This window comes from Allomuricauda sp. XS_ASV26, assembly GCF_041224615.1.
GTDB classification, from domain to species: Bacteria; Bacteroidota; Bacteroidia; order Flavobacteriales; family Flavobacteriaceae; genus Flagellimonas; species Flagellimonas alginolytica.
In genome coordinates, this window is record NZ_JBGFGK010000030.1 from 213,506 (window position 1) to 238,067 (window position 24,562).

General features: G+C 41.5%; 27 protein-coding genes. 9 read left to right on the plus strand and 18 right to left on the minus strand.

All coding sequences use genetic code 11. The annotated features are described in order from the left end of the window. Positions 1-36: 36 nt before the first annotated feature. The 13 genes from AB9K32_RS06095 to AB9K32_RS06155 form a co-directional block, all read right to left on the minus strand. On the minus strand, positions 37-753 hold the full coding sequence (locus tag AB9K32_RS06095) for a response regulator transcription factor (RefSeq protein WP_224836706.1): 717 nt from the start codon (positions 751-753) through the stop codon (positions 37-39). 10 nt (positions 754-763) lie between these two features. Next, positions 764-2,347 carry a sensor histidine kinase gene (locus AB9K32_RS06100; RefSeq protein WP_369884664.1) on the minus strand — a complete coding sequence of 528 codons (1,584 nt, stop codon included), beginning with the start codon at positions 2,345-2,347 and terminating at the stop codon, positions 764-766. Positions 2,348-2,411: 64 nt separating this feature from the next. Then, positions 2,412-3,005: a dephospho-CoA kinase gene (gene coaE, locus AB9K32_RS06105; RefSeq protein ID WP_224836704.1), complete on the minus strand. Its 594-nt coding sequence runs from the start codon at positions 3,003-3,005 to the stop codon at positions 2,412-2,414. Next, a complete protein-coding gene (locus tag AB9K32_RS06110; protein ID WP_369884665.1) occupies positions 3,002-3,811 on the minus strand; it encodes a YbbR-like domain-containing protein in 810 nt (269 codons plus the stop codon). Before AB9K32_RS06110 ends, coaE begins: the two co-directional genes overlap by 4 nt. 149 nt (positions 3,812-3,960) lie before the next feature. Continuing rightward, on the minus strand, positions 3,961-4,968 hold the full coding sequence (locus AB9K32_RS06115) for a glycosyltransferase family 2 protein (RefSeq protein WP_369884666.1): 1,008 nt from the start codon (positions 4,966-4,968) through the stop codon (positions 3,961-3,963). Positions 4,969-5,085: 117 nt separating this feature from the next. Continuing rightward, the gene (locus AB9K32_RS06120; RefSeq protein WP_252079930.1) at positions 5,086-5,898 is read right to left on the minus strand and encodes an enoyl-ACP reductase; all 813 of its coding nucleotides are present in this window, start codon (positions 5,896-5,898) and stop codon (positions 5,086-5,088) included. Between the two features lie 201 nt (positions 5,899-6,099). After that, the gene (gene recN / locus AB9K32_RS06125; protein WP_369884667.1) at positions 6,100-7,752 is read right to left on the minus strand and encodes a DNA repair protein RecN; all 1,653 of its coding nucleotides are present in this window, start codon (positions 7,750-7,752) and stop codon (positions 6,100-6,102) included. 46 nt (positions 7,753-7,798) lie between these two features. Continuing rightward, a complete protein-coding gene (locus AB9K32_RS06130) occupies positions 7,799-8,689 on the minus strand; it encodes a DUF4835 family protein (protein WP_369884668.1) in 891 nt (296 codons plus the stop codon). Beyond that, a complete protein-coding gene (gene coaBC / locus AB9K32_RS06135; RefSeq protein ID WP_369884669.1) occupies positions 8,682-9,887 on the minus strand; it encodes a bifunctional phosphopantothenoylcysteine decarboxylase/phosphopantothenate--cysteine ligase CoaBC in 1,206 nt (401 codons plus the stop codon). Before coaBC ends, AB9K32_RS06130 begins: the two co-directional genes overlap by 8 nt. A gap of 3 nt (positions 9,888-9,890) precedes the next feature. Next, positions 9,891-10,217: a DNA-directed RNA polymerase subunit omega gene (locus AB9K32_RS06140; protein WP_224836697.1), complete on the minus strand. Its 327-nt coding sequence runs from the start codon at positions 10,215-10,217 to the stop codon at positions 9,891-9,893. 24 nt (positions 10,218-10,241) lie between these two features. After that, positions 10,242-11,078, minus strand: coding sequence for an outer membrane protein assembly factor BamD (locus AB9K32_RS06145; RefSeq protein ID WP_369884670.1), 837 nt, complete (start codon positions 11,076-11,078; stop codon positions 10,242-10,244). Positions 11,079-11,185: 107 nt separating this feature from the next. After that, a complete protein-coding gene (gene dapA, locus AB9K32_RS06150; protein WP_369884671.1) occupies positions 11,186-12,076 on the minus strand; it encodes a 4-hydroxy-tetrahydrodipicolinate synthase in 891 nt (296 codons plus the stop codon). A gap of 4 nt (positions 12,077-12,080) precedes the next feature. Then, positions 12,081-12,614, minus strand: a complete 534-nt coding sequence (locus tag AB9K32_RS06155; RefSeq protein WP_224836694.1) for a hypothetical protein — start codon at positions 12,612-12,614, stop codon at positions 12,081-12,083. A gap of 112 nt (positions 12,615-12,726) precedes the next feature. On the opposite strand from AB9K32_RS06155, the gene AB9K32_RS06160 reads away from it, so the two are divergent. Both AB9K32_RS06160 and AB9K32_RS06165 read left to right on the plus strand, forming a co-directional pair. Then, complete coding sequence (locus AB9K32_RS06160) at positions 12,727-13,443, plus strand: 5'-nucleotidase (protein WP_338195547.1); 717 nt, start codon at positions 12,727-12,729, stop codon at positions 13,441-13,443. Then, positions 13,444-14,355: a metallophosphatase gene (locus tag AB9K32_RS06165; protein WP_224836692.1), complete on the plus strand. Its 912-nt coding sequence runs from the start codon at positions 13,444-13,446 to the stop codon at positions 14,353-14,355. A 23-nt stretch (positions 14,356-14,378) separates the two neighbouring features. Here AB9K32_RS06165 and AB9K32_RS06170 read toward each other — a convergent pair whose 3' ends face one another. From AB9K32_RS06170 to AB9K32_RS06185, 4 genes are read right to left on the minus strand one after another with little or no spacing between them, the layout of a single operon-like run. Next, positions 14,379-14,672, minus strand: coding sequence for a hypothetical protein (locus tag AB9K32_RS06170; RefSeq protein WP_224836691.1), 294 nt, complete (start codon positions 14,670-14,672; stop codon positions 14,379-14,381). After that, positions 14,669-16,669, minus strand: a complete 2,001-nt coding sequence (gene ligA / locus AB9K32_RS06175; protein WP_369884672.1) for an NAD-dependent DNA ligase LigA — start codon at positions 16,667-16,669, stop codon at positions 14,669-14,671. The genes AB9K32_RS06170 and ligA overlap by 4 nt, the downstream gene beginning before the upstream one ends. After that, positions 16,666-17,583 (minus strand): peptide chain release factor N(5)-glutamine methyltransferase, encoded by a 918-nt coding sequence (prmC, locus tag AB9K32_RS06180; RefSeq protein WP_369884673.1) that lies wholly within the window; start codon positions 17,581-17,583, stop codon positions 16,666-16,668. Before prmC ends, ligA begins: the two co-directional genes overlap by 4 nt. Continuing rightward, positions 17,583-18,068, minus strand: coding sequence for a GNAT family N-acetyltransferase (locus tag AB9K32_RS06185; RefSeq protein ID WP_224836688.1), 486 nt, complete (start codon positions 18,066-18,068; stop codon positions 17,583-17,585). The genes prmC and AB9K32_RS06185 overlap by 1 nt, the downstream gene beginning before the upstream one ends. Before the next feature lie 30 nt (positions 18,069-18,098). Between AB9K32_RS06185 and ribD the strand changes: the two genes are divergently transcribed. From ribD to AB9K32_RS06205, 4 genes are read left to right on the plus strand one after another with little or no spacing between them, the layout of a single operon-like run. Then, entirely contained in the window at positions 18,099-19,151 is a 1,053-nt protein-coding gene (gene ribD / locus AB9K32_RS06190; protein WP_369884674.1) for a bifunctional diaminohydroxyphosphoribosylaminopyrimidine deaminase/5-amino-6-(5-phosphoribosylamino)uracil reductase RibD, read from the plus strand. Continuing rightward, positions 19,144-19,746, plus strand: coding sequence for an HAD family hydrolase (locus tag AB9K32_RS06195; protein ID WP_369884675.1), 603 nt, complete (start codon positions 19,144-19,146; stop codon positions 19,744-19,746). The genes ribD and AB9K32_RS06195 overlap by 8 nt, the downstream gene beginning before the upstream one ends. Continuing rightward, positions 19,747-20,610, plus strand: a complete 864-nt coding sequence (locus AB9K32_RS06200; RefSeq protein WP_369884676.1) for a GRP family sugar transporter — start codon at positions 19,747-19,749, stop codon at positions 20,608-20,610. Then, a complete protein-coding gene (locus AB9K32_RS06205; protein WP_369884677.1) occupies positions 20,610-21,221 on the plus strand; it encodes a YigZ family protein in 612 nt (203 codons plus the stop codon). Before AB9K32_RS06200 ends, AB9K32_RS06205 begins: the two co-directional genes overlap by 1 nt. Before the next feature lie 57 nt (positions 21,222-21,278). Here the strand turns inward: AB9K32_RS06205 and AB9K32_RS06210 are convergent, their stop codons facing one another. Next, a complete protein-coding gene (locus tag AB9K32_RS06210) occupies positions 21,279-21,695 on the minus strand; it encodes a thioesterase family protein (RefSeq protein WP_252079945.1) in 417 nt (138 codons plus the stop codon). 201 nt (positions 21,696-21,896) lie between these two features. On the opposite strand from AB9K32_RS06210, the gene dnaA reads away from it, so the two are divergent. The 3 genes from dnaA to AB9K32_RS06225 are packed head-to-tail and all read left to right on the plus strand — an operon-like array spanning position 21,897 to position 24,528. Next, positions 21,897-23,321 (plus strand): chromosomal replication initiator protein DnaA, encoded by a 1,425-nt coding sequence (dnaA, locus tag AB9K32_RS06215; RefSeq protein ID WP_224836682.1) that lies wholly within the window; start codon positions 21,897-21,899, stop codon positions 23,319-23,321. A 21-nt stretch (positions 23,322-23,342) separates the two neighbouring features. After that, complete coding sequence (locus tag AB9K32_RS06220) at positions 23,343-23,795, plus strand: low molecular weight protein-tyrosine-phosphatase (RefSeq protein ID WP_369884678.1); 453 nt, start codon at positions 23,343-23,345, stop codon at positions 23,793-23,795. A gap of 4 nt (positions 23,796-23,799) precedes the next feature. Next, entirely contained in the window at positions 23,800-24,528 is a 729-nt protein-coding gene (locus AB9K32_RS06225; protein ID WP_224836680.1) for an SAM-dependent methyltransferase, read from the plus strand. The last annotated feature ends 34 nt before the right edge of the window (positions 24,529-24,562 follow it).

Below are 24,562 nucleotides of genomic sequence, written 5' to 3' on the forward strand. Positions count from 1 at the left end.
CATAAAAGGTGGCTTTTTTTGGTATGAAAACCTTTTTTATTGCTCGTTTTCGGCTTTTACCACAAGTCTAAAACCTTCGCCGTGAATATTCAAAATCTCGACCAAATCGTCTTTCTTAAGGTATTTTCTCAACTTGGCGATATAAACATCCATACTCCTCGATGTAAAGTAGTTGTCATCTCTCCAAATCTTTGTTAGTGCCAATTCTCGTGGCATTAGATCATTCTCATGAAGCGCCAACAAACGTAAAAGTTCATTTTCTTTTGGTGATAGTTTAATGGGCTCCTCTTCTTTATATTTTAGAAAACGTAGTTTGGAGTTTAAATGGAAGTTTCCAATTTCGAACTCGAACTGTTTGCTGTCGGCCAAGGAACTAGAGGCTTTTCTTTGCAGAATCGCCTTCAACTTCATAAGCAATACTTCAGAATCGAAAGGTTTGTTCAAATAATCGTCCGCACCTGCTTTATATCCTTTCAATACATCTTCTTTCATGGTCTTGGCCGTTAAAAAGATGATCGGAACATTTTCGTTCTTTTCACGGATTTCCCGTGCTAGGGTAAATCCGTCTTTATAAGGCATCATTACGTCCAAAATACAAACATCAAAATTGTCCTTTTTGAATTTTTCGAAACCTTCCATTCCGTTTTTGGCCAGAACAACATCAAAGTCGTTCATGTTCAAATAATCTTTTAGCACAATTCCAAAATTTGGATCGTCCTCCACTAATAGTATCTTCTTTTTCTCTGTATCCATAGTTCGCTTTTTAAATTAAAGGGAGTTTTATAAAGAAAGTGCTTCCTTTTCCTTTTTCACTTTCGGCATAAACCTCGCCTTGATGATCGTCTATTATTCGTTTTACGTAGGCCAATCCCAATCCGTGACCTTTAACGTTGTGTATATCGCCGGTATGTTCCCGGTAAAATTTTTCAAATACTTTTTTGAGTACTGCCTTGCTCATTCCCGAGCCTTGATCTTGTACTCTTATTATTATGCTGTTCTTTGCCACTTCGGTAAACACATCAATCTTTGGTGTTTCCGGTGAATATTTTACGGCATTGTCCAAAATATTGACCACCACATTGGTCAAGTGCATATCGTTGGCCAAAACCTCCGATCTTTCTGCATCGAGATGGGCATTTACATACCCCCCTCTATCCTGAACAATCAACTCGATATGGGCGATGGCATCGGTTATAATATCGTGCATGTTTACCCTATCTTTACTTATGTCCAATTGGTTTTTCTCCAACTTGGATATTCTCAGCACATTTTCTACTTGCGCATGCATGCGCTTGTTCTCATCACGAATCATGCCCAAATATCGTAACACCTTCTCCTTATCCTCAATGGATTTTGGGTTCCTAATGGCCTCTACCGCTAAATTTATGGTGGCAATGGGCGTTTTAAACTCGTGTGTCATGTTGTTGATAAAATCGGATTTGATCTCCGAAATCCGTTTTTGTTTGATCAACTGGTAAATGGCACTGGAATACGCCAATAAAATTACCAACGTGAACACAAAGGACAATACGGCCATTCCCATCACCGAACTGAATATGTATTTCTTCATACTCGGGAAGGTTAACAGCAATGAGAAATTGGAAACTCCCTCACTATCCTTGAAAATTGGGGCTTTGTACATTTTAGAGCCAGAGAACTTAAACTTTCTGGATCTTATTTTAGTAGGATAGCCTTGACTGTAAACACCATATTCGTAATCGATATCAATATTCCTATTGCTCAATTCTTGACCAAGGAGAAGTTCCAGTTCTTGATTGGAAACCCGTTTGTGTATGGGTTGTGTTTTGGAATACTCCATAAACACATCTTCCCATGCAGCCAACTCAATTTTGTCGAGTTTACCGATATTGGTTACTTTCTCAATTGGAGTTAAACTATAGCTTTTACCATCAATACCAAATTCTTCCTTAAAAACACTTTTGGTTCTTCGGCTGGTAAAGTTTTTAAATGTAGTGGAATCGTTTCCACCCAATCCATTATCAAAGAACGCCGAGGTTATTGTGTAATCTTCTTCCAGGATACCATGTGAGTAGAAAAGGATTTCGTCCGAATTAAGGTCCCTTTCTACAAACATAAAATTTTTGTAATGGGCACTTTTTGGCTCACCAACACTATCTGCAAGAGAAGCCAAACGGTCCGAGTATTCCTTCATCTCCCGTTTCTCCACCCTACTCGCTACTTTATCCAGTATGTCCGTAACTGTTCTTGAGAATTGTTCTTCCTTGTCGTTTATGGATGTTCGAATCCAATATACCTGCACAAAAATTATCCCTAAAAGGGATAAGCTCATAAGAACAACCAGAAGAACGAATAGCTTCTTGTTCATTGGGGTAAAATTAAAAATTTAACATTTAGTAATTTGAGCGTTTAACCAAAACTTAACATAAATGTTAAAATTTAATGGCCATTGCTAAAAGTTTGAGGTGTAGTTCTTTAACCTTTTCCTTGGTTTTCTCCAAGTCCAGGTTCTCTATTGAATAATGGGCCATTCTTCGCTTTTTTTCATCGTTCAGCTGATTTTCCATTCGGTCCAAAACCGCTTGCTTGCCCACATTGTCCCTATCGATGACCCTTTGAATTCGATTTTCGACCGGAGCGGTCACCAAAATGGTACGGTCATATTTTTCTTGTGCCCCGTTCTCAAATATCAATGCAGTCTCTTGGATTACATAGGGACTTTCTTGCGTTTTGGCCCATTCCAAAAAGTGGGTTCTAACTGCCGGATGCACAATATTGTTCAATTTTTGAAGTAGTTCCGGACTTTTAAACACCTTACCGGCAATATATTGTCTGTTTAAACCGCCATTAGCATAGGCATTGTTACCCAACAACTGCTCAATTTTGAATCTTACTTCTTTGGAGTCCACCATCAACTTTTTGGCTTCTTTATCCGAATCGTACACGGGCACTCCAAGCTCCTTGAACATTTTGGCCACTGTGCTCTTACCGCTGCCTATACCCCCTGTAAGTCCAACTATCATCATTGTTGTTCCAAAACAAAGTTTACACTGTTATCTTCCAATTTAATATCATATACTTTTAGAGGGCTCTGTACCACATCCAGAAACAAGGTGCTACTGCCGGAACCTGCCAGTTGTTCGTAATCGGCCACAACTTCGAAGTCAGATGCGGCGATTTCCTTCAATCTATCTATAGTGGCCTTACAAAGTATGGTGACGGTATTCGGGAAGGTTTTAATCTGATAGCCTTCCGGAACGTTAACGACATTGATCGGAACCTCGAATATTTTTTCAGAAAACTTGGACACCTTGCCACTCATTGTAGCGGTGGAGATCGAAAAAATACTATTGTCAAGACCTTTTGGAAAAGTCAGGGATACAGTTCTCGAAAAATCCGCGCTTACATCACTAAGCTGAACAACAGCGGTTTTTATGGTTTGAATAGTATCGATTTCATTTTTAGGCCCCTTGACCACCACAGAATCGGGAGACATTGAGATTTTACCGTCCAAAATATAATTCTGTTTAAGCTTAAGGTCCAATTTAGGCTGTATTGGTATTTTTCTGGAATTCACTTGGTACAGATCTACTTCCAACGGGTCCCTGTCCAATTCCAACAGAGAAATATTTTGGGACAATTGCTGATCCATTTGCTTTTTGAGGGCATCTTCGCCTATAACATAACCGCCATTGCTATAAATTACTTGGGACAGGTCCACATCAATTCGTCGTTTAAAAATTTTATAGTATAAAAACTGGAATCCACTGGTCCGTAGTTTTGCTTCTATTTGATTTTCGGCATTCTTACCCAACAATAATGAATCTGGCAAATTGCGATAATTTAATGTAAAAATTGTCCGGGACTCATAGGTTTCGGAAAGATTACTGATAAACCATGCCAAAAATGAGCATAACAAGAAAAGTGAAAACACCTTCACTTTCTTTTTATTGAGGCCATGCAATACCCTTTTGAACACTTTTACTTTTTCTTGAAAAACAATTTTGGAAACAGTTCCTCTGGCTCCTTACTACTAAAGTTAAGCAACATTGTGGACTTGAAAAAACCAATTCCATATCCGGTAAACTGAATTAAAGCAGCAAATATGGCCAAAAATGACACAATTAGGTTTTTACTTTTGATCAATGCATCCAAAAACAGGATCGAAAAATAGAATACATAGAGCAATAATGGCAACCAAAGTCCAAAGATTGAAAGAATGATCGCAACACTCAGTCCCAATATGAACAAAGTAGGGAACCAATAGGTCGGTTTCGCCGTTCCGGGGTGCCATTTGTTCAAAATGGGGCGTACACTGCCAAATTTATTCACCTGAATATAAAATTTGTTCCAATCGATACGCCTCTTGTGGTAGACGTAGGCATCTGGAAACAACCTTGTATCAAAACCTGCTTTCCAAATTCGAAAAGTAAGGTCAGGGTCTTCTCCGGGATGAATCCTGCCAAACCCTCCGGCCTTTTCGAAAGCCTCTCGGGAAATACCCATGTTAAAGCTACGGGGCTGAAATTTGCCTACTGCTTTTTTGCCCCCACGAATACCTCCTGTGGTCAAAAAAGAAGTCATTACATAATTGATGGCCTTCTGAATTGTAGTAAAAGAAGTGTCGGCGGCATCAGGACCGCCAAAACAATGGACAAACTCTTTTTTAAGTTCTTTATCGACCTCGGACAAATATTGTTTGGGAAGAATACAATCCGAATCCAAAACTATAAAGTAATTCCCTTTTGCGCGTTCCATTCCGTAGTTTCTGGAGTCGCCAGGCCCGGAATTTTCTTTGAAATAATAGGAAATCTGAAGGTTTTCCCGAAAAGAGTTTACAATTTGCTCAGAACTATCGGCAGATCCGTCCTCCACAATAACCACTTCAAAATCCTCGGCATAATTCTGCGATTGCAAGCTTTCCAATAGCTCACGAACCTCTTCGGGCCTATTGTAAACCGGAACTATTATGGAAAAAAATGTGTTCATCAAAAAGCGAGGTTCTGTGGCGAAACATCAGTACGAGCGTAATCCAAAATTTCATTGCCTGGTTTGACAAATATTTGGGCTACGCTCGAATTGATCTTGATTTATTGGAATGTAATCTTACTTTGAAAATTCATCGATCACCTCTTGGCTTACACCTGTATTGGAGAATCCACCATCATGGAATAGGTTCTGCATGGTAACCTTTTTGGTAAGATCAGAGAAAAGAGATACCGTATAATTTGCACAATCGTCTGCTGATGCGTTGCCCAAGGGTGACATTTTCTCCGCATAGTTGATAAATCCATCAAAGCCTTTAACCCCTTGTCCTGCCGTAGTGGGTGTCGGTGATTGCGAAATGGTATTCACCCTTACTTTGTGTTCTTTTCCAAAAAAGTATCCAAAACTTCTTGCAACCGACTCCAAGTACGCCTTGTTATCGGCCATATCGTTATAGTCCGGAAATGTTCTTTGAGCCGCCATATAGGTCAAGGCAACAATACTCCCCCACTCGTTCATGGCCTCAGCTTTGTATAGCGATTGCATTACTTTGTGAAAAGACAATGCGGACACATCCCAACCCTTTTCGGTAAAGCTATAGTTCTCGTCCGTGTAATGTCTTCCTTTTCGAACGTTTACGGACATTCCGATGGAATGTAGCACAAAATCCAGTTTTCCGCCCAAAATTTCCATGGACTGCTCAACGAGATTTTTCAAATCTTCCTCGTTGGTGGCATCTGCAGGAACAATCTGAGAGTTGGTCTTTTCTGCCAATTCGTTTATTTGTCCCATTCGCATGGCAATGGGTGCATTGGTCAAAACAAACTCACCTCCTTCTTCATGAACGCGTTCTGCGGTTTTCCAAGCAATGGAATTCGAATCCAAAGCCCCAAAAATGATTCCTTTTTTACCTTTTAAAAGATTGTATGCCATAATTTTTTGCGATTGTTAATTGTTCGACAAAGATATTTAAACTAATTGAATGTTAATCCTGCACAAGTATTTAGATTCCTGTCCTACTCAACTTGTTTGTACATATAACATCTTCAGATGCTTTTTTTAATAAGGCACTGAGCTAAATACAAGGTAGTGATCAACAATTTTGATAGTGAAATTTCTATAAATCCCATGGTTTTACTGCAGCAGCTCCCTGGCGTGTGCCAAGGCGGATTCGGATAAGGACTTGCCCCCCAACATCTCTGCCAATTCCTGGATACGCTCATCCTTGCTCAATTGTTTAATGTGCGTACTTGTACCTTCCGAGCTTTCTTGTTTGTAAACTTTAAATTGATAGCTTCCTTTAGATGCTACCTGCGGCAAGTGCGTAATAGAGAACACCTGCATGGTACTACTCATTTGTTGCATAATTTCCCCCATACGGTTGGATATTTCACCTGAGACGCCCGTATCTATTTCATCAAACATCATGGTCGGCAAACTCTCATATTCCGCCAAAATGGATTTTATCGTCAACATAATACGGGACATTTCCCCTCCCGAAGCTACCTTTTTCAACTCTCCATAATTTGAACCTTTATTAGCTGAAAACAAAAATACCAAATCGTCTTTTCCGTTGGTTTTAAATGATTTAGAAGAGTTTACCTCAATTTTAAATGTAGCGGACGGCATGCCGAGCGATGCCAGGTTTTTTTGCAGCCTTTCGTTCAATTTTGGAATTACAGCTTTTCTGCCTTCACTTATTTTTTTTGCCCAAGCATCAGTTTTTTGCGTGAGCATATCTACCTCTTCTCGTTTTTGTCCTATACTATCTTCGATATTGGCCACGGTCTCGACCTTTTTGGCCAGTTCCTCGCGAATTTCGATTAAATCCGTTACCGAATCGGTATGGTGTTTTTTCTGAAGATCGTATAATTTTTGCAATTGACCGTTAACCACTTCCAACCGTTCCGGATCGGCCTCCACTCCATCTTTTAATCGTTCCAGTTCCGAAGCAATATCATCGGTCTCGATCAGAACGGATTGAATTCTATCATACAATGTTTTATAGTCAGTTCCAAAATCCACTAAGCCTTGGAATGCCCGTTTTAGGTCAGTTAGGCGCCCCACGACCCCTAATTGCTCATCGTTCAACAACTGATGCCCTGCGGACAATTGCTCCATAATCTGTTCCACATTGTTCAGTTGCTCATATTCCTCCTCCAGTTCTTCCTGCATACCTTCCTTTAACTTGGCATCCTCAAGCTCTTTCAACAAAAAGGTATTGTAATCCTGCTCTTTATACGCCTCGGACTGGAAATCCACTAATTTTTGGAGTTCTTTCGACACCTTTTTCAGCTCATCCAATGCCTTTGCATAATTAGAAAGATATTCTGCATTGTTTGCAAGGGCATCGAGCACCTTCATCTGAAAATCGTTATCGGTAAGCCGCATGGTCTGGTGCTGGGAATGTACATCTACCAATTGATCGCCCAACGATCGCATTACATCAAGGGTAACAGGGGAATCGTTTACAAACGCCCTGGATTTGCCACTGGGCAATATTTCCCTGCGCAGGATAGTGGTTTCCTCATAATCAAGGTCATTTCCCTCAAAAAATGATTTAAGCTGGTATTTGGATATATCGAATTCAGCTTCAATCACACATTTTTGGTCCTTGTTTTTTAGAGAGGATAAGTCGGCTCGTTTTCCCAAAACTAGGGACAAACCTGCCAACAGTATTGATTTTCCTGCTCCGGTCTCCCCGGTAATTGTTGTAAAACCGTCGAAAAATGACACACTTACATCATCGATGAGCGCATAATTTTGAATGGAAAGATTTGCTAACAATATTGAAGAATTTATCCGTAAAGATAATCCTCTTTATAGAACTGCCCTAGTATTTTATCTCATTCCAAGTGCTAGAGTAAAATGGGGCTACCTTGTTCAAGGTTTCTTTAAGTTTTACAACGTCCACCTTGGGGCCATCGGAAAAGATGTTTTGGATTTCCTCGGATTTGGCATCGAAAAAAGTTTGAATCAAAAATGCGTTCGGTCTTCTACTGATCAATGTTTCGAACAGGCGAAGGCTCCCCATAATGATTTGTTTTCCCGTACTGTTATTGTCCGCCAAAATATCGAGTCCTTTTCTGTGGTAATTGTACATGGCAATCCGATACTCCCTGAAAGAATTGCTCAAAAGATTGTCCACAAGTTCAAAACGGCTCCTATCCCCGGTTTCTTGACTCCATCCACTATAACTGGAACTTTGTGCCTGAGTTACGATATTCTGCGCCCTACGATAAAAATCGTTGCCCCCTTCCAAAGAAAAGGTATCGGCATCCAAACCCAACATAACATAAACATAATACGAAATTACCGCAACCAAATTGGAATCGAATGAGTTTGGGTTGTATACCAAAGGCTGAAATTCCTGATATTGAAAATTAAAGGCATTGTCCTTGTAATTAAAAACAGGGCTTTCGTAAGATGTATTGAACACCGGTCTGGTGGACTGTATTTGGATATTGGCCTCGAAACGGTCCGATTCGTATTGGGTAACCGTGATGAACATACGGGCATTGACCCGTTCGTTTTCCCTGTACACCCTATTCGTCCATTTGGTCTTGTTCACAAAATCGTTGAGCGAACGCTCCAGTGTCCTGAATATCTGCTGATTGGTCTGCCCTACTTGGTCCGAGTTTACAGTGACCTGACAATTGAGTTCCTGTGCATAGGCCCTTAAGACAGCAAACAAAAGAAAAATGACAAAAAGTATGTTACGCATGGATTCTGGAGATAATTTCTTCCCAAATATCGGAAGCCACTTCGGGCTTCGTTTTCAAATCAAACGTTTTTATCCCCGAATTCTTATCTATAAAGGTAATTTTATTCGTGTGCCCCCCAAATCCCGCACCATCGTCTTTTAATGAATTTAGCACAATGCCGTCCAAATTCTTTCTTTTGAGTTTGTTTTTGGCATTTTCAAGCTCATTTTGGGTCTCCAAGGCAAAACCTACCAAGAACTGGGTGGTCTTGGCCTCTCCAAGCGACATTAGAATATCCGGTGTACGTTCCAGTTCAATATTTAAATCGTCGTCCTTCTTCTTCAATTTTTCCGAAGCAATGGACTTAGGACGATAATCTGCAACCGCGGCAGCACATATAGCAATGTCGGCATCCCCATAGTGTTCGTGACAGGCTTCGTACATATTTTGTGCAGAGGCCACCCGAATCAATTGGATATTATTATGATTTACGTTCAAATGCGTTGGACCTGACACTAAAATTACATTTGCCCCCAAGTCGGCCGCTTTCTTGGCCAATTCAAAACCCATGGTGCCAGTAGAACGATTGCCCAAAAAGCGAACAGGGTCGATTGCCTCGTGTGTTGGTCCTGCGGTAATCAATACTTGCTTGCCAGACAAAGGAAGTCCTTTGCTTAAATCATTTTGAACAAAAGAAAGTATATTTTCAGGTTCTGCCATTCGGCCTTCGCCATGCAAACCACTGGCAAGTTCGCCAGACTCGGCAGGAATCAAACTGTTTCCATAGGATTCCAGTTTTTTTATAGAAGCCTCGGTAGAAGGGTGCTTGTACATATCCAAATCCATCGCCGGTGCAAAATACACCGGACATTTAGCTGACAAATATGTGGCCAACAACAGGTTGTCGCAGGTTCCATTGGCCATTTTGGAAAGGGTATTGGCCGTGGCCGGGGCTATGATCATGATATCCGCCCAAAGGCCAAGTTCCACGTGGTTGTTCCATGACAGACTCCCGTCTTCCTCATTTATAAAATCGAGCAAGACCGGATTTTTGGAAAGGGTGGAAAGTGTAAGTGGAGAAACAAAAGAGCTGGCGCTCTGGGTCATAACAACTTTGACCTGTGCACCAGCTTTGATCAGTAACCTTACCAGAAATGTGGTTTTGTACGCGGCAATTCCCCCGGAAATTCCCAAAAGGATATTTTTACCGCCCAGCATTACTTAAGAGTCTTTCTCTGTGTTTCTATGGTAGATTTTATCTTCCAACCACTCTTGTACGGCAAGCGCATGTGGTTTTGGCAGTTTCTCGTAAAACTTGGAAACCTCTATTTGCTCCTTGTTTTCGAATACCTCTTCCAAGCTATCGCTGTACGTGGCAAATTCCTCTAGCTTTTCCAACAACTCTTTTTTAATATCGGAGTTGATCTGAACCGCTCTTTTTGCCACAATCGAAATGGCTTCATAAACATTTTCGGTCTTTGCGTCGAACTCGTTTTTGTTAAGAGTAACAGTGGAAACCGGTGCCTTGGTGTTTTTCAAATCTTGCATGTGCAGTGGTTTAAAAACTAATTTTTATTTGGACAATGTGGTATTTTGATAAGCGCTCAATTCTTCTCGAACTGTTTCCGCGAGCTTATCAGCTTCTTTCTTAAACTGCGTTTCTGGAAAATAACGCATTAAATTTTTATAGGAACTGAGCGCGTCTTCCAAGCGCTCCTTTTTCTTATCCTCCGTACTGTTCAATGCCAACAGAGTGGAAGCTTCTATCCTGTAGTATAGCGCTTCTTCCCTGTAAATGGAACCTGGATTATCTGTGATAAAATTGTCGAATGCGGTGATGGCGGAAACCAAAACCGGCAAGTTAAATTCTCCCAGTTTATTGAACTGCTTGGCAATCTCAATTTGTTTCTTTTCTTTTTTCGCCGTTAACTCCTTGGCCATTGTATTGGCTTCCTCAAAATACTCCGATTCCGAATAATTATTGATGAATGTCTGGAGTTTTGCCAATGCCTTATCTGTTTCCGACTGATCCAGCGAATACCTCGGGGAAAGCATATAATAGCTTTTTGCGCCCAAGAAACTGGCTTCTTGGATTTTATCGCTACGTGGATACGACTTTACAAAACGTTCGAACTGGTATCCGGCCAAATAATAATCCTTGTTCTTGAAATAAGAATCCGCAAAGAAAAACATAACCCTCTCCCCTTGTGGTTTGCCCACATACTTTGGCGCTATCTGTTCGAACAGACGCACCGCTCTTTTAAAATCACCTTCGTTATAAAGTTTTTCGGCCATATCGTACTTGGCCTTTACATCGGTTTCCTTAAGTACCTTTTGGTACTCGCTGCAGGATACGAGAAAAACTGCTACTAAACAGAAGAGAAGTATTGACCTCATTTTCAAAAACATTTTGCAAAATTAGTGATATTGAATGGATATAAAAAATGAATTTTACCTCTCAAATGTAAAGGGTACATTGGCCAACACACAACAATTTGTGCAACATTTAACTATTTTTAAACAGCGGCCTTGTCCAGTTTTTTCAATGAATTGTTGATTTTCTCCTTAAGGTTTTGGGAGGCTTCGACCAATGGCAACCTAACAGCGGCTGTGCTGATTCCCTTATGTTCGAAGATACTTTTGATTCCTGCCGGGTTTCCTTCTTCAAAAATCTGACCCATCAACGGAGATAATGTATGATGGATTTGAAATGCTTTCTTGGCGCTACCATCCAATCCCAATTGTATCATTTCAGAAAAAAGGGAGGGCAAACCTTGGCCCAAAACGGAAATCACACCGGACCCACCTGCCAGAACGGTAGGTAAAGCTGTGGAATCGTCTCCGGAAATCACCAAAAAACCCTCTGGTTTTTGTTGAATGATCTTATCTATCTGAGCCAATTCCCCGCATGCTTCTTTTATGGCCACAATGTTGGGAAAATCCTGTGCCAATCTCAACGTTGTCTCGGGCAACATGTTGCTTCCTGTCCTCGAGGGTACATTATAGAGGATTATTGGAACGGGCGATGTGCTGGCAATCTTTTTAAAGTGTTGATAAATCCCTTCCTGTGTTGGTTTGTTGTAATAGGGCGAAACAGATAAGATCGCATCAAAATCGGAAAGATCTAACATTTGCAGATCTTTGACCACAGCCATCGTATTGTTCCCGCCAACACCCAAAACCAACGGCAGTCTACCCGCGTTGGTCCGTACTACAACATCGACCACCAATTGTTTATCGGCCGGGGAAAGTGTGGCCGTTTCGGCCGTTGTGCCCAATACCACCAAATAATCCGTGCCGCCCTGAATATTGTATTCAACAATTTTTGCCAGTGCATTTGCATCCACCGAAAAATCATCTTTGAAAGGAGTGACCAAGGCCACACCTGTTCCAACAAACTGCTCCATTTTATTAAATTTCTTTTAAGACCTTTAAATACTTTTTTAATTCGCTCTTGAACAATTCAAAATCGTTCAAGGGTGTATTTAAAATCAAATCGTTGACCTTGGGGTCTTGGGCAGCGAGACCGACCTTTAGCCGGGCAGGTGTTTTAACGGACAACAGCTTCATCATTAAACTATCTCTTTCGTAATAATTGATAAGGATATCGTACTCCCGTCCCAAAAACTCAAGAACATAGCCATTTTCTATTTGCCCTTTCCAGCCAAGATCTTTGTCCGAAAACATTTGAATGGCGTAGGGCGAGTTTTTATCGTACTCACTTTTATAGCCTATGATCTTAATGGCATTGGGCCTTAACGAAAACTCTTCGATCAGTTCATAAAAGACCTCCGCTTTGGAGAAATTGTCCACATCCACTATACAGCCAATGCTGGCAACTCCCTTCTCCCTGGTCACGGACTTAGGAGGTTTTTCCATTTCCTCCTTTAAATATTTTAGCCCGGATTTAACTTTAAATTTGTCTTGGAGTCCTTTCAAAAACATATTTTTGATGATTTTTACAAAGGTAAATATTATACCAAGACGACTTAACAAAGATACGCTTGTGAAGATTTTAAAAATTAAACACTTTGTTATATTTATAACATTAATTGTTGTGGTTTCATGCAAAAATGATGCTGTCCAACTAACAGAAATCAAGGGTAAGCAGATTCCTGTGGACACCACCTTTACCGGAAACGACTCCATTGAAAAGTATATTGCTCCTTTCCGAAGTAGGATAAATGAAGTACTGGACAGTACATTGGCCTACGCCCCCCAACCTCTTTTATTGAACGATGGGAAACGAAACACATCCATGGGCAACCTAATGGCGGATATCGTTTTTGAAGAAACTGCGCCCGTATTTAATTCCAGAACCGGAAAAGAACTGGATTTTGTTGTACTTAACGCCGGGGGTGTTCGCTCCATAATTTCGCAGGGCAACGTAAGTGCAAGAAACGCATATGAAGTAATGCCTTTTGAAAACTATATCGTAGTGGTAGAACTGAGCGGTTCGGCCGCTAGGAAACTTATTGATTTTGTAGCCAAATCTTCGAGACCCCACCCCGTTTCGCGATTACAGATTTTAACGGACAAAAACCGTTCCTTGGAGTCCGTAAATATTAAAGGGCAACCTTTTGATGAAAGTCGAAATTACTACGTGGCCACCTCCGATTACTTGGTAAATGGAGGTCCGAGCGTTGGCTTTTTCGACGAAATCGTTTCTACGACAGAAATCGATTATCTTCTACGTAATGCCATCATCGACCACCTAAAAAAAGTGGATACCCTAAAATCTGAAGTAGACGACCGCATAAAACAATTGGATTAAATGAAAAGAAGAGATTTTATAACCAATACCACCGCTGCCTCCACATTGGTGGGGCTTGGCGGCCTTAGCTTGGCCTCATGCACCAACCTGGGCAAAAAGCATATCACGATTTTGCACACCAACGATGTGCACAGCCATATCGACTCTTTTCCCAATTCCCATTCCAAATATGCTAATTTGGGCGGAGTGGCCCGCAGGGCCACTTTAGTGGAACAAATTCGCAACGAAAATCCGAACACGCTGCTGTTTGATGCCGGGGATATTTTTCAAGGCACTCCCTATTTTAACTTTTATGGTGGTGAATTGGAGTTTAAACTAATGAGCGCCCTTAACTATGATGCCGCCACGGTGGGCAATCATGATTTTGATAATGGAATTGATGGCTTATTGGCCCAAATGCCCAATGCCTCCTTTGAAATGATCTCTGCCAATTACGACTTTTCCAATACCGTAATGGATGGTTACGTGAAGCCTTACAAAATTTATACTGTGGATGGCCTAAAAATAGGCGTTTACGGACTCGGGATAGAGTTAGATGGTCTGGTAACCAAAAAACTGTACAAGGAAACCCAATATCTGGATCCTTTTGATATCGCCTTGGACATGGAAAAAAGACTCAAAGAGGAGGAACAATGTGATTTGATCGTTTGCCTCTCTCATTTGGGTTATGACTACAAAGAACCGGATAGACCGTGCGATACTCGATTGGCACAGCAAACGTACCACACCGACCTTATCATTGGTGGGCATACCCACACCTTTTTGGACCAGCCCGATGTGCGTATCAACCAAAACGGCAATTCAGTACTGGTGAACCAAGTGGGCTGCTACGGTATCAATGTAGGGCGAATCGATTTTTATTTTGATGCCGATAGTAAAGCCTCTGCCAAGGGAGTGAGTATTAGGGTTTAGGAAAATCAGTAGAACAAATAAGGCTATAGATTAGCCTCCACCAACTCTTCTAACTCCTCCTCCAAACTATAATTTGGAAAAGAACGGCCTGCCCTATCGTACCAATATCCGGCATTCCACTTATCTCCTTCCTTACGGTGCAAGTAGGCATGGATCCAACTACCCATGGTCGTAGGGAGGTCTTGGGCTATATTATGGGACGCTTCCCAATCTCCCTTGGCGTCGAACCATAAAGATTGTAAAGCTTCGGGCCAATCGTTTGGCGGCACATCCAAATCTAAGCTAGAAGCAAATTGCTTAAAAGTCTTTGGCCTCATACTTCCAATTTTTGCAAAAATTCCTGTTCCGATATAATGGGCACACCTAAGGTTTCCGCTTTGGTCCGTTTACTGGGACCCATTTTATCGCCTGCGACCAAAAAACTGGTTTTTGAAGAAATGGAAGAAGAGACTTTTCCTCCGTTATCCTCTATCATCTTCTTTAAATCGTTTCGGCTAATCGTCTCGAATACTCCAGAAACAACGAATGTCTGCCCCTTTAGCAGCTCTGTTTGATTTTCCAATTGCTCCTCGGACAACGAAAACTGAAGACCGTAAGATTTTAATCGATCTACCACCTGAACATTTGCAGGTTCTGAGAAAAAATCGAGTACACTTTCCGCTATCCTATCACCAATTTCATCCACAGCCACAAGCTCTTCGTGAGAAGCAGTCATCAAAGCATCAATATCCTTGAATGCCTTTGCCAATTTTTTGGCCACGGTTTCTCCAACATATCTAATTCCTAAAGCAAAAAGGACACGTTCAAACGGAATGGTTTTTGAAGCTTGAACTCCATTCACCAAATTTTCAGCAGATTTATCCGCCATTCGTTCCAATGGTAGAATTTGTTCTTTGGTCAACGTGTAAAGGTCAGCATAGTTCTGAATCAAACCCTCTTTAAACAATAATTCCACGGTTTCTCCCCCCAAACCTTCAATATCCATGGCTTTTCGCGAAATAAAATGTTGGATCCTGCCGGTTATCTGCGGCGGGCAACCTACATCATTGGGGCAAAAATGTTGGGCTTCGCCCTCTTTTCGGATCAGTTCCGTTCCGCATTCAGGGCAATGGGCAATATACTGGGTGGGTTTTGAGTCTGGACTGCGTTGGGTAAAATCAACCCCCACAATTTTTGGAATAATCTCTCCTCCCTTTTCCACAAAAACGGTATCCCCTTCGCGAACGTCCAACTTGGCTATTTGGTCCGCATTGTGCAAGGATGCGCGCTTTACCGTAGTCCCTGCCAGCAAAACCGGTTCAAGATTGGCAACAGGGGTGATCGCGCCGGTACGCCCCACTTGATAGGTTATCTTATTGAGAATGGTCACGGCCTGCTCAGCCTTAAATTTATAGGCCATGGCCCAACGGGGCGACTTCGCCGTATAACCCAATTCCTCTTGTTGTTGCAAACTGTTCACCTTGACCACTACACCATCCGTTTCGTAGGGCAGATGATGACGGTTTGTGTCCCAATGATTTACAAATTGAAGCACCTCATCGGTAGATTTACACAATTTGGCCACGGTTGGGACCTTAAATCCCCAAGAACGCGCTTTCTCCAACATCTCGAACTGCGAATTGATACCCAAATTGTCGCCAACCACACTATACAACAGACATTCCAACGGACGCTGTGCCACCAAGGCACTATCTTGTAATTTTAAACTGCCGGAAGCCGTGTTCCTTGGATTCATGTAAGGGTCCTCGCCCGCTTCCACCCGCTCGGCGTTCATTTTAGCAAAACCTTCGAGTGTCAAAATAATCTCTCCCCTAATGTCAAATTTTGATGGATAATCCCCTTTTAACTGCAAGGGAACGGATTTTATGGTCTTGATGTTGTTAGTTACATCATCCCCCTGAAAACCATCGCCACGGGTAACGGCTTTGACCAATTTTCCATTTTCATAGGTTAGACTGATAGAGGCCCCGTCATACTTGAGTTCACATGTGAATTCTACTTCCACATCGCCCAAAATCCGCTGGATACGTTTTTCCCAATCTTCCAAATCCTCCTTGGAATACGAATTGTCCAAAGAATACATACGATGTTCATGGGCAACGGTTTCAAAATTTTTGGTGACCATACCACCTACTCGCAGACTTGGTGATGCGGCATCATAATATTCCGGATGTTCTTCTTCCAATTTTTGGAGTTCCTTGAGCTTCATATCGAACTCATAATCGGAAATGGAAGGCTCGTCGAGCACATAATATTTATAATTGTGTTCGCGAAGTTCGTTACGAAGCGATGCTATTTGTTCTTGGATGTTCATTTTCTATCAGCTTTTAGCATTCTCGGGTTACCAAAAATATCATTGCGCATTTCAATTTCCGAAAAGTGCTGGGTGTGGAAAAGCGCTTTGGTCTCGTCTCCCAAATATTGATTGATCTCAAAATACAACTTTCCTTTTTTTGATAAATATTTTTCAGCAAAATCTGTAATTGCCCTGTAAAACACCAATGGGTCGTTATCTGGGACAAATAGCGCCGTATGGGGTTCAAAATCTTTCACATTTTTATGGATTTGACTTTTTTCCAACTCCCTGACATAGGGTGGGTTGGACACAATTACATCAAACACAAGTTCAGACTCAAGTTCAAGTCCAGGATTCAGAATGTTATGGTGCAAAAATGTAATATCCACTTCGTTCATTTCCGCATTTTTTCGAGCAACGCTCAACGCTCCCTCGGAAACATCCAGTGCATATACTTTAGCACCCGGTAGATGTTTGGCCAATGCTATTGCAATGCACCCGCTTCCTGTTCCAATGTCAAGAATTTTAAACGAACGGTCATTGAGCGGGGTCGAAATTACGCTTCGACTTCGCCCAGCGTCCTTTTTAGACGGTTTTTTCACTGGAAAATCATCCAGAATCCACTGAACCAATTCCTCTGTTTCGGGCCGTGGAATCAGTACATTTTTATTTACTTGTAATTCCAGGTCCATAAAATGGGCAGTTCCCAATATATACTGTATGGGTTTCTCCATTTTTAGTTCGGACAAAGCTTCAAAAAGCGGCTGCTCCTCTTCTTTTAACAAGGTTAAACCGGGCTGTATAGCCAAAACAAAACGTTGCAGATTTAGATAATGCTCTATACAAGAGTAAAAAAAAGAATCGATCTCTTCTTTTGAGTAAATGTCGCCCAATTCCTTATGGAAAATGTTTTTGACTTCTTTTAGTTGCATTATAATTTTTTAAGCATCCAGACCGGACAGGAATAATGTCCCGTACTGCCCATTGGGGCGTCGATATAGTCAAATCCGTTCTTTTTGTACAGTTTTTGCGCTGCTTCCATGTAAGGCATGGTTTCCAGATAACATGCCTCGAAACCGAACTCCTTTGCTTTTTGCAAGCATACATGGATCATTTGCGCGCCCAACCCTTTCCCCCTGGCCTCTTCCAAAAAATACATTTTTTGCAACTCGCATACGTTGCCATCGTAGTTGTCCAGTTGTGCTACACCGGCGCATCCGACAATCCTTCCTTGGTGCTCCACCACAAAATAAGCTGCTTTGGGCACATTGTAAGCTGAAAACATATCATCCAAGGATTTATCGGCATAGGCAGTGCCCACTTTGGGAATTCCCATATCTTCAAAAACTTTGCGTATTACCTGGGCCACCTGAGGGTTGTCATCGGGGGTTATTTCTCGAATCGCCGTATCTCCCATTTTGTGCTATTATTGTTCTATTTTTGCCGGGTGAAGATACATCAAAAATACATCCTTCGCTGCATTGAACTGGCCAAAAAAGGCCTGGGAACTACAGCTCCAAACCCTCTGGTGGGCTGTGTTATCGTGCATAATAACAAAATTATTGGAGAGGGTTTTACCGATCCTTATGGTGGTCCACATGCAGAGGTAAACGCCATACGTTCGGTGAAGAACAAAACTTTGCTGAAAGAAGCCTCGTTATATGTTACTTTAGAACCCTGTTCCCACTATGGAAAAACACCCCCCTGTGCTGATTTAATTGCTAAACATAAACTCAAAGAGGTTTTTATTGGGTTACAGGATCCACATGATAAAGTAGCCGGAAAAGGCATCAAAAAATTACAAGCTGCCGGATGTGAGGTTACGGTCGGCATTCTTGAAAACGCATGTAGGGCACACCACAAGCGGTTTCTGACCTATATGGAGAAAAAACGGCCTTACATAATTCTAAAATGGGCCGCTTCCGATGATGGCTTTTTAGCTCCCGATGCCGCTAAGCGAAGTGACAACTCTGAGCCTTTTTGGATCACCAATGCCCATTCCAAACAGTTGGTGCACCAATGGCGAAGTCAAGAGCAAGCAATTCTGGTAGGTACTAAAACCGTTTTGGAAGACAACCCAAGTTTGACCACTCGCAATTGGGCCGGTAAAAGCCCGGTTCGTGTGGTATTGGACCGTGATTTAAAATTAGACCAACGTTTTCACGTGTTGGATGCCTCCGTAAAAACAATCGTACTGACCGAGGTTACCGATGGAAAAAAATATATTAAAGGAGTGGATTACGCCTTGGTTGATTTTTCAAAACCTTTGGCTCAACAAATTTGCAATGCTCTATACAGGCACAACATCAACAGTGTAATTGTTGAAGGAGGCTCACGAACACTTCAAACCTTTATAGATGAAAATTTATGGGACGAAGCACGGGTCTTTAAAGGTTCCGTTCGCTTTAAAAATGGATTGCCCGCACCAAAACATCAAGGAATATTGCAAGAAAGAACACAAATTTTAACCGACACCCTATCCATATATATAAATGATTAAAAATATAATTCTCGATTTTGGCGATGTACTTATTAATTTGGATAAACCTGCCACCGCAAAAGCCATGGTCCAACATGGTTTTAGTGGCATAACGCCAGATTTGGAACAGCTGTTTCAGAATTATGAGAAAGGACTATTGGGTTCTTCGGAGTTTTTGGACAGTGTTTCCTCTTATTTCCCAAATGCCAGCAGGGAATACTTAGTGGATGCCTGGAACTCCATATTATTGGATTTTCCCGAAAAGCGACTGAACTTTATTGAGCAGTTGGCCGCAGAAAACGAATACAAACTGTTATTGCTGAGCAATACGAACGACTTACATATAGAATGTGTAAAGCAAGAAATGGGGATGAAACGTTATAATAGGTTCAAAAACGCATTTGATGTGTTCTACCTAAGCTACGAAATCGGTATGCGAAAGCCGGACAGCGAAATATTCGAATTTGTATTACAGGAAAACAACCTAGTGCCCCAAGAAACTTATTTTGTGGACGATGTGAGCGAGAATACCGATGCCGCCGCCGCATTGGGCATAAATACTTGGAACTTAGCTGTGGGGAAAGAGGACATAATCCAATTAAAATCGAAATTATAAATGCTCTACCTAGCCCTTAGTGTAATGAGTTCCACTTGGATTTTTGTGGTATTTAAACTGTACGATGTGTACAAAGTACAGACCCTGATCGCCATTATAGTGAATTACTTTACGGCTTGCTCGGTTGGATTATTACTGTACGACCAACCATTGGAAATACAACAAATTTTGGGCGCATCTTGGATATGGGGACCCATATTTATGGGGGTGCTTTTCATCACTATTTTTAATTTAATGGCAAAAACATCGCAGGTTGCCGGTGTATCGGTAGCATCTGTGGCCACAAAAATGTCGCTTGTAATACCGGTATTGCTAGGCGTTCTATTATATAGGGAGCAGTTAAGTGCATTCGAGACCATAGGTATCCTGTTGGCATTGGCCGCAGTGTATTTGGTGTCCGGTAAGGGAAAGGGAATCCATGTGGACCGTAAACATTTAATACTGCCCATATTGGTATTTTTAGGTTCCGGGGTTATTGATTCCAGCATTAAGTATTTTGAAGAAGAACATTTATCGGACCCTGAAATTCCAATTTTTTCGTCCATGATCTTTGGGTTCGCAGCTTTATCGGGATTGGTATTTATCGCTATTAGACCCAACAAAAAGGAAATGAAATTGAACATGAAAAATGTACTGGGCGGAGTTGCCTTGGGCATACCCAATTACTTTTCCATCTATTTTCTTATCCGTGCGCTACGGGCGGACCTATTGGGCAGTGCCGCTATATTTACCATAAACAATGTGGCGATCGTTATGCTATCTACCTTGATCGGTATTCTACTGTTCAAGGAAAAACTTACACCTAAAAACTGGGCAGGTGTAGCACTCTCCGTTTTGAGTATAATATTGGTAGCTTTGTTTTAATGGAGCGACCGGATACCTACAAAACTTTACATCGACCTTCCGAGGGGATACTATATAAGGATAGAAAGAGTAAATTCTATGCACAGGTTTTCCCCATTAGATCCGAAGATGATGTAAAACCCATCGTAGAGGAGCTGAGAAAAAAATACCATACGGCCAACCATGTTTGCTATGCATGGCAATTGGGAACGGAAAATCCAATCTATAGGGCCAATGATGATGGGGAGCCGAACAACTCCGCCGGCATGCCCATTTATGGCCAAATACAATCTTTTGATGTTACCAATGTACTCATCACCGTGACCCGGATATTTGGCGGTACCAAACTTGGGGTCGGAGGATTGATACAGGCTTACAAAACTGCAGCACAAATGGCCCTGGAAAATTCCAAAATCGTAAAAAAAATCATTAGGTCGCAATACCGGTTGCAATTTGGTTATGCAGACATGGATAAGGTAATGCGTATCATCAAACAGAAAAATCTGGACCTTGTTTCACAAAAAATGGAGTTGGATTGTGATTTTGTTATTTCTGTCCGGTTAAGTGAGTCCGAAGACGTGTTTCAAATTTTCGATGAAATGCAAGCTGTGGCCATAACGCCCATTACATAATTGATAAAATATCCAGTAACTCAAAGCCTTTACCCATTACTGACATCTGAATTCCTCCTACGGTTCACCTAAGAATCCATCATTCAGTTTTTCCAAGATATATTCCGGACACTTAATGGGTCTTCCCGTTTTCTTGTCCATAAAGGCCAAAACTGTATTTGCAACGGCCAACAGCTCACCAGATTCATTTATTAGCTCGTAATCGAACTCTATCTTGACCATGGGTTTGGATTTCAGCTTTGTTTTAACCGTAATAAGGTCATCGTAAAGCGCAGACTTTTTGTAATCAATACGTAAGGAAATTACGGGCAACATAACCCCATTCTCCTCCATACTTTTGTAGGTAATTCCCAAGGCCCTTAACCACTCCACCCGGCCCATCTCAAAATACTGTGCATAATTGCCGTGATAAACGACTCCCATTTGGTCGGTTTCTGCATATCGGACCCGAAAAGAATGTGAATTTAAACCCATTTTTAACTTAAAAATTATATATTTAGAGGCTCGTTGATTTTGAGAGTAACATGCGAAAAAAAAACAGAACTTTCAATGACTATTTGATTTTTTTTTTAAAAGAATTGTTCACATATTTGTCGCATCCAATAAGCATTTAATAACCCTATAAATGCTTACTCTTAAATTATAAGCTAACCATTAAAACAAGGAAAAACTTCTATGAGTGCTACTGCTAATTCCGTATGGAACAACTGTTTGGCTTTTATCCAAGATAACATCCAACCGCAGGCATTCAAAACTTGGTTTGAGCCTATAAAGCCTATTAAATTAACAGATAAGGCTTTGAGCATTCAGGTTCCCAGTAAGTTTTTCTACGAATGGCTCGAAGAACACTATGTTAAGCTTTTAAAAGTTGCCATGACCAGAGAGTTGGGCAACAATGCAAAGCTGATCTATGTGATTAAAATGGAAAACAAATACGGTAACAAGGAACCCTTTACGGAGCAAATCCCAAGTTCCAACCGTACCGCTGTTGGACCCCAAGAATTGGATGTGCCGATCACCTCCAAAAGTCCCGAGCTAAAAAATCCATTTGTGATTCCAGGAATTCGGAACATTAAGATTGAATCCCAATTAAACCCCAACTACAATTTCGATAATTTCCTGGAAGGAGATTCCAACCGTTTGGCCCGTTCCGCGGGTATGGCCGTGGCCAACAAACCCGGGGGAACTTCCTTCAACCCATTGTTGGTTTTTGGGGGAGTGGGATTAGGGAAAACACATTTAGCCCACGCCATTGGTGTAGAAATAAAGGATAAGTACCCGGAAAAGACCGTTCTTTATATTTCTGCGGAAAAATTCACCCAACAATATATCGAATCGGTAAAAAAGAACACTCGAAACGACTTTATCCACTTTTACCAATTAATAGATGTACTTATTATAGATGATGTACAATTTCTATCCGGTAAATCTGGAACCCAGGATGTATTTTTCCACATTTTCAACCATTTGCACCAAAATGGCAAGCAGGTGATATTGACTTCGGACAAAGCTCCTGTGGATATGCAGGACATTGAACAACGCTTACTCTCCCGTTTTAAATGGGGATTGTCTGCAGAATTGCAAAGTCCAGATTACGAAACACGGGTTTCCATCTTAAAAAATAAACTCTACCGCGATGGCGTTGAAATGCCGGAAGAGATTATAGACCACGTGGCCAAAAACATTAAGACCAACATTCGCGAACTGGAAGGAGCCATTATTTCGTTGATAGCCCAATCTTCTTTCAATAAGCGGGAGGTAACTCTGGAATTGGCCCAACAGGTAGTGGACAAATTTGTAAAGAACACAAAGCGCGAAGTATCCATCGATTACATTCAAAAAGTGGTTTCGGATTATTTCGAAATGGATGTGGCCACCCTACAGTCCAAAACAAGAAAGCGACATATTGTACAGGCGAGACAGTTGGCCATGTTCTTTGCGAAAAAGTTTACTAAGGCATCCTTGGCAAGTATTGGGTCACAAATCGGAAAACGTGACCATGCAACGGTACTCCACGCCTGTAAAACAGTGGATAACTTAGCGGAAACGGACAAGCAATTCAGAAAATATATTGAGGATCTGAACAAAAAGTTCACCTAAACCCAACTTCACTTTTTCCTTATGAAAACCAAAGTATTGATGGTCTGCCTCGGTAATATTTGCAGATCACCTTTGGCCGAAGGCATACTGCAATCCAAAGTTGATCCCGATAAGGTACTGGTCGATTCTGCAGGAACAGCCGGTTACCACGTGGGCAATCCGCCCGATAAGCGTTCCATTGCCGTTGCCCAAAAATATGGCCTAAACATACAAGACCAAAAATGCAGAAAGTTCTCCAAAAAGGATTTTTTGGAGTTTGACCACATTTACGTAATGGACCGCAGCAATTTTTCCAATGTGGCCAGTTTGGCAAGCGACCAAAAAGAAGCTGCTAAGGTAAAACTACTTTTGACCGAAGTGGAATTGGGACTTATCGAAGTACCCGACCCCTACTACGGCGGGGACGATGGTTTTGAAAATGTGTACCAAATGATCAATACCGCTTGTGAGGCAATTGCGAAAAAGCTAAATTAAACCCATGGAAGATGAAAAACCCGGTTTGGTAGTTGGCAAAATCTATTTGATCCCAACCACACTTGGAGACAATGCTCCCTTGGAAGTTTTGCCCATTTCGGTAAAAGGCACCATAGAAAGGATAGACCACTACATTGTTGAAAATGAAAAAACTGCCCGTAGGTTCATTAAACGAGTCAGTCCTAACAAGCCACAACCCGAACTTAAGTTGCAGTTACTGAACAAGTACACCAACCCTGAAGAAATACCATCCTTTTTAGATCCCTGTATACATGGGTTCGATATTGGTGTTCTTTCCGAAGCTGGTTGTCCGGGTATTGCCGACCCAGGTGCAGATGTAGTGCGTGTGGCACACGAAAAAAGAATACAAGTAGTTCCATTGGTAGGCCCCTCCTCCATTCTAATGGCCATGATGAGCAGTGGCATGAACGGGCAAAACTTTGCCTTTAACGGCTATTTGCCCATAGACAATGCAGAACGAAAGAAAATTTTGAAAAGTTTGGAGCGACTTTCCAGGGACAAAGGCCAATCCCAAATTTTTATGGAAACTCCCTACCGCAACAATAAAATGCTCAAGGAGCTGATAAAAACACTTCAAAAATCAACACGGTTGTGTATTGCCTGCGATATTACGTTGCCTACGGAGTTTATCGCCACCAAAACCGTACACGAATGGGGGGAAATCGATTTAGATTTAGACAAAAGACCTACCATTTATATTTTACAAGCATAAAAAAAGCCCCGATAATTCGGGGCTTTTTGTTTCA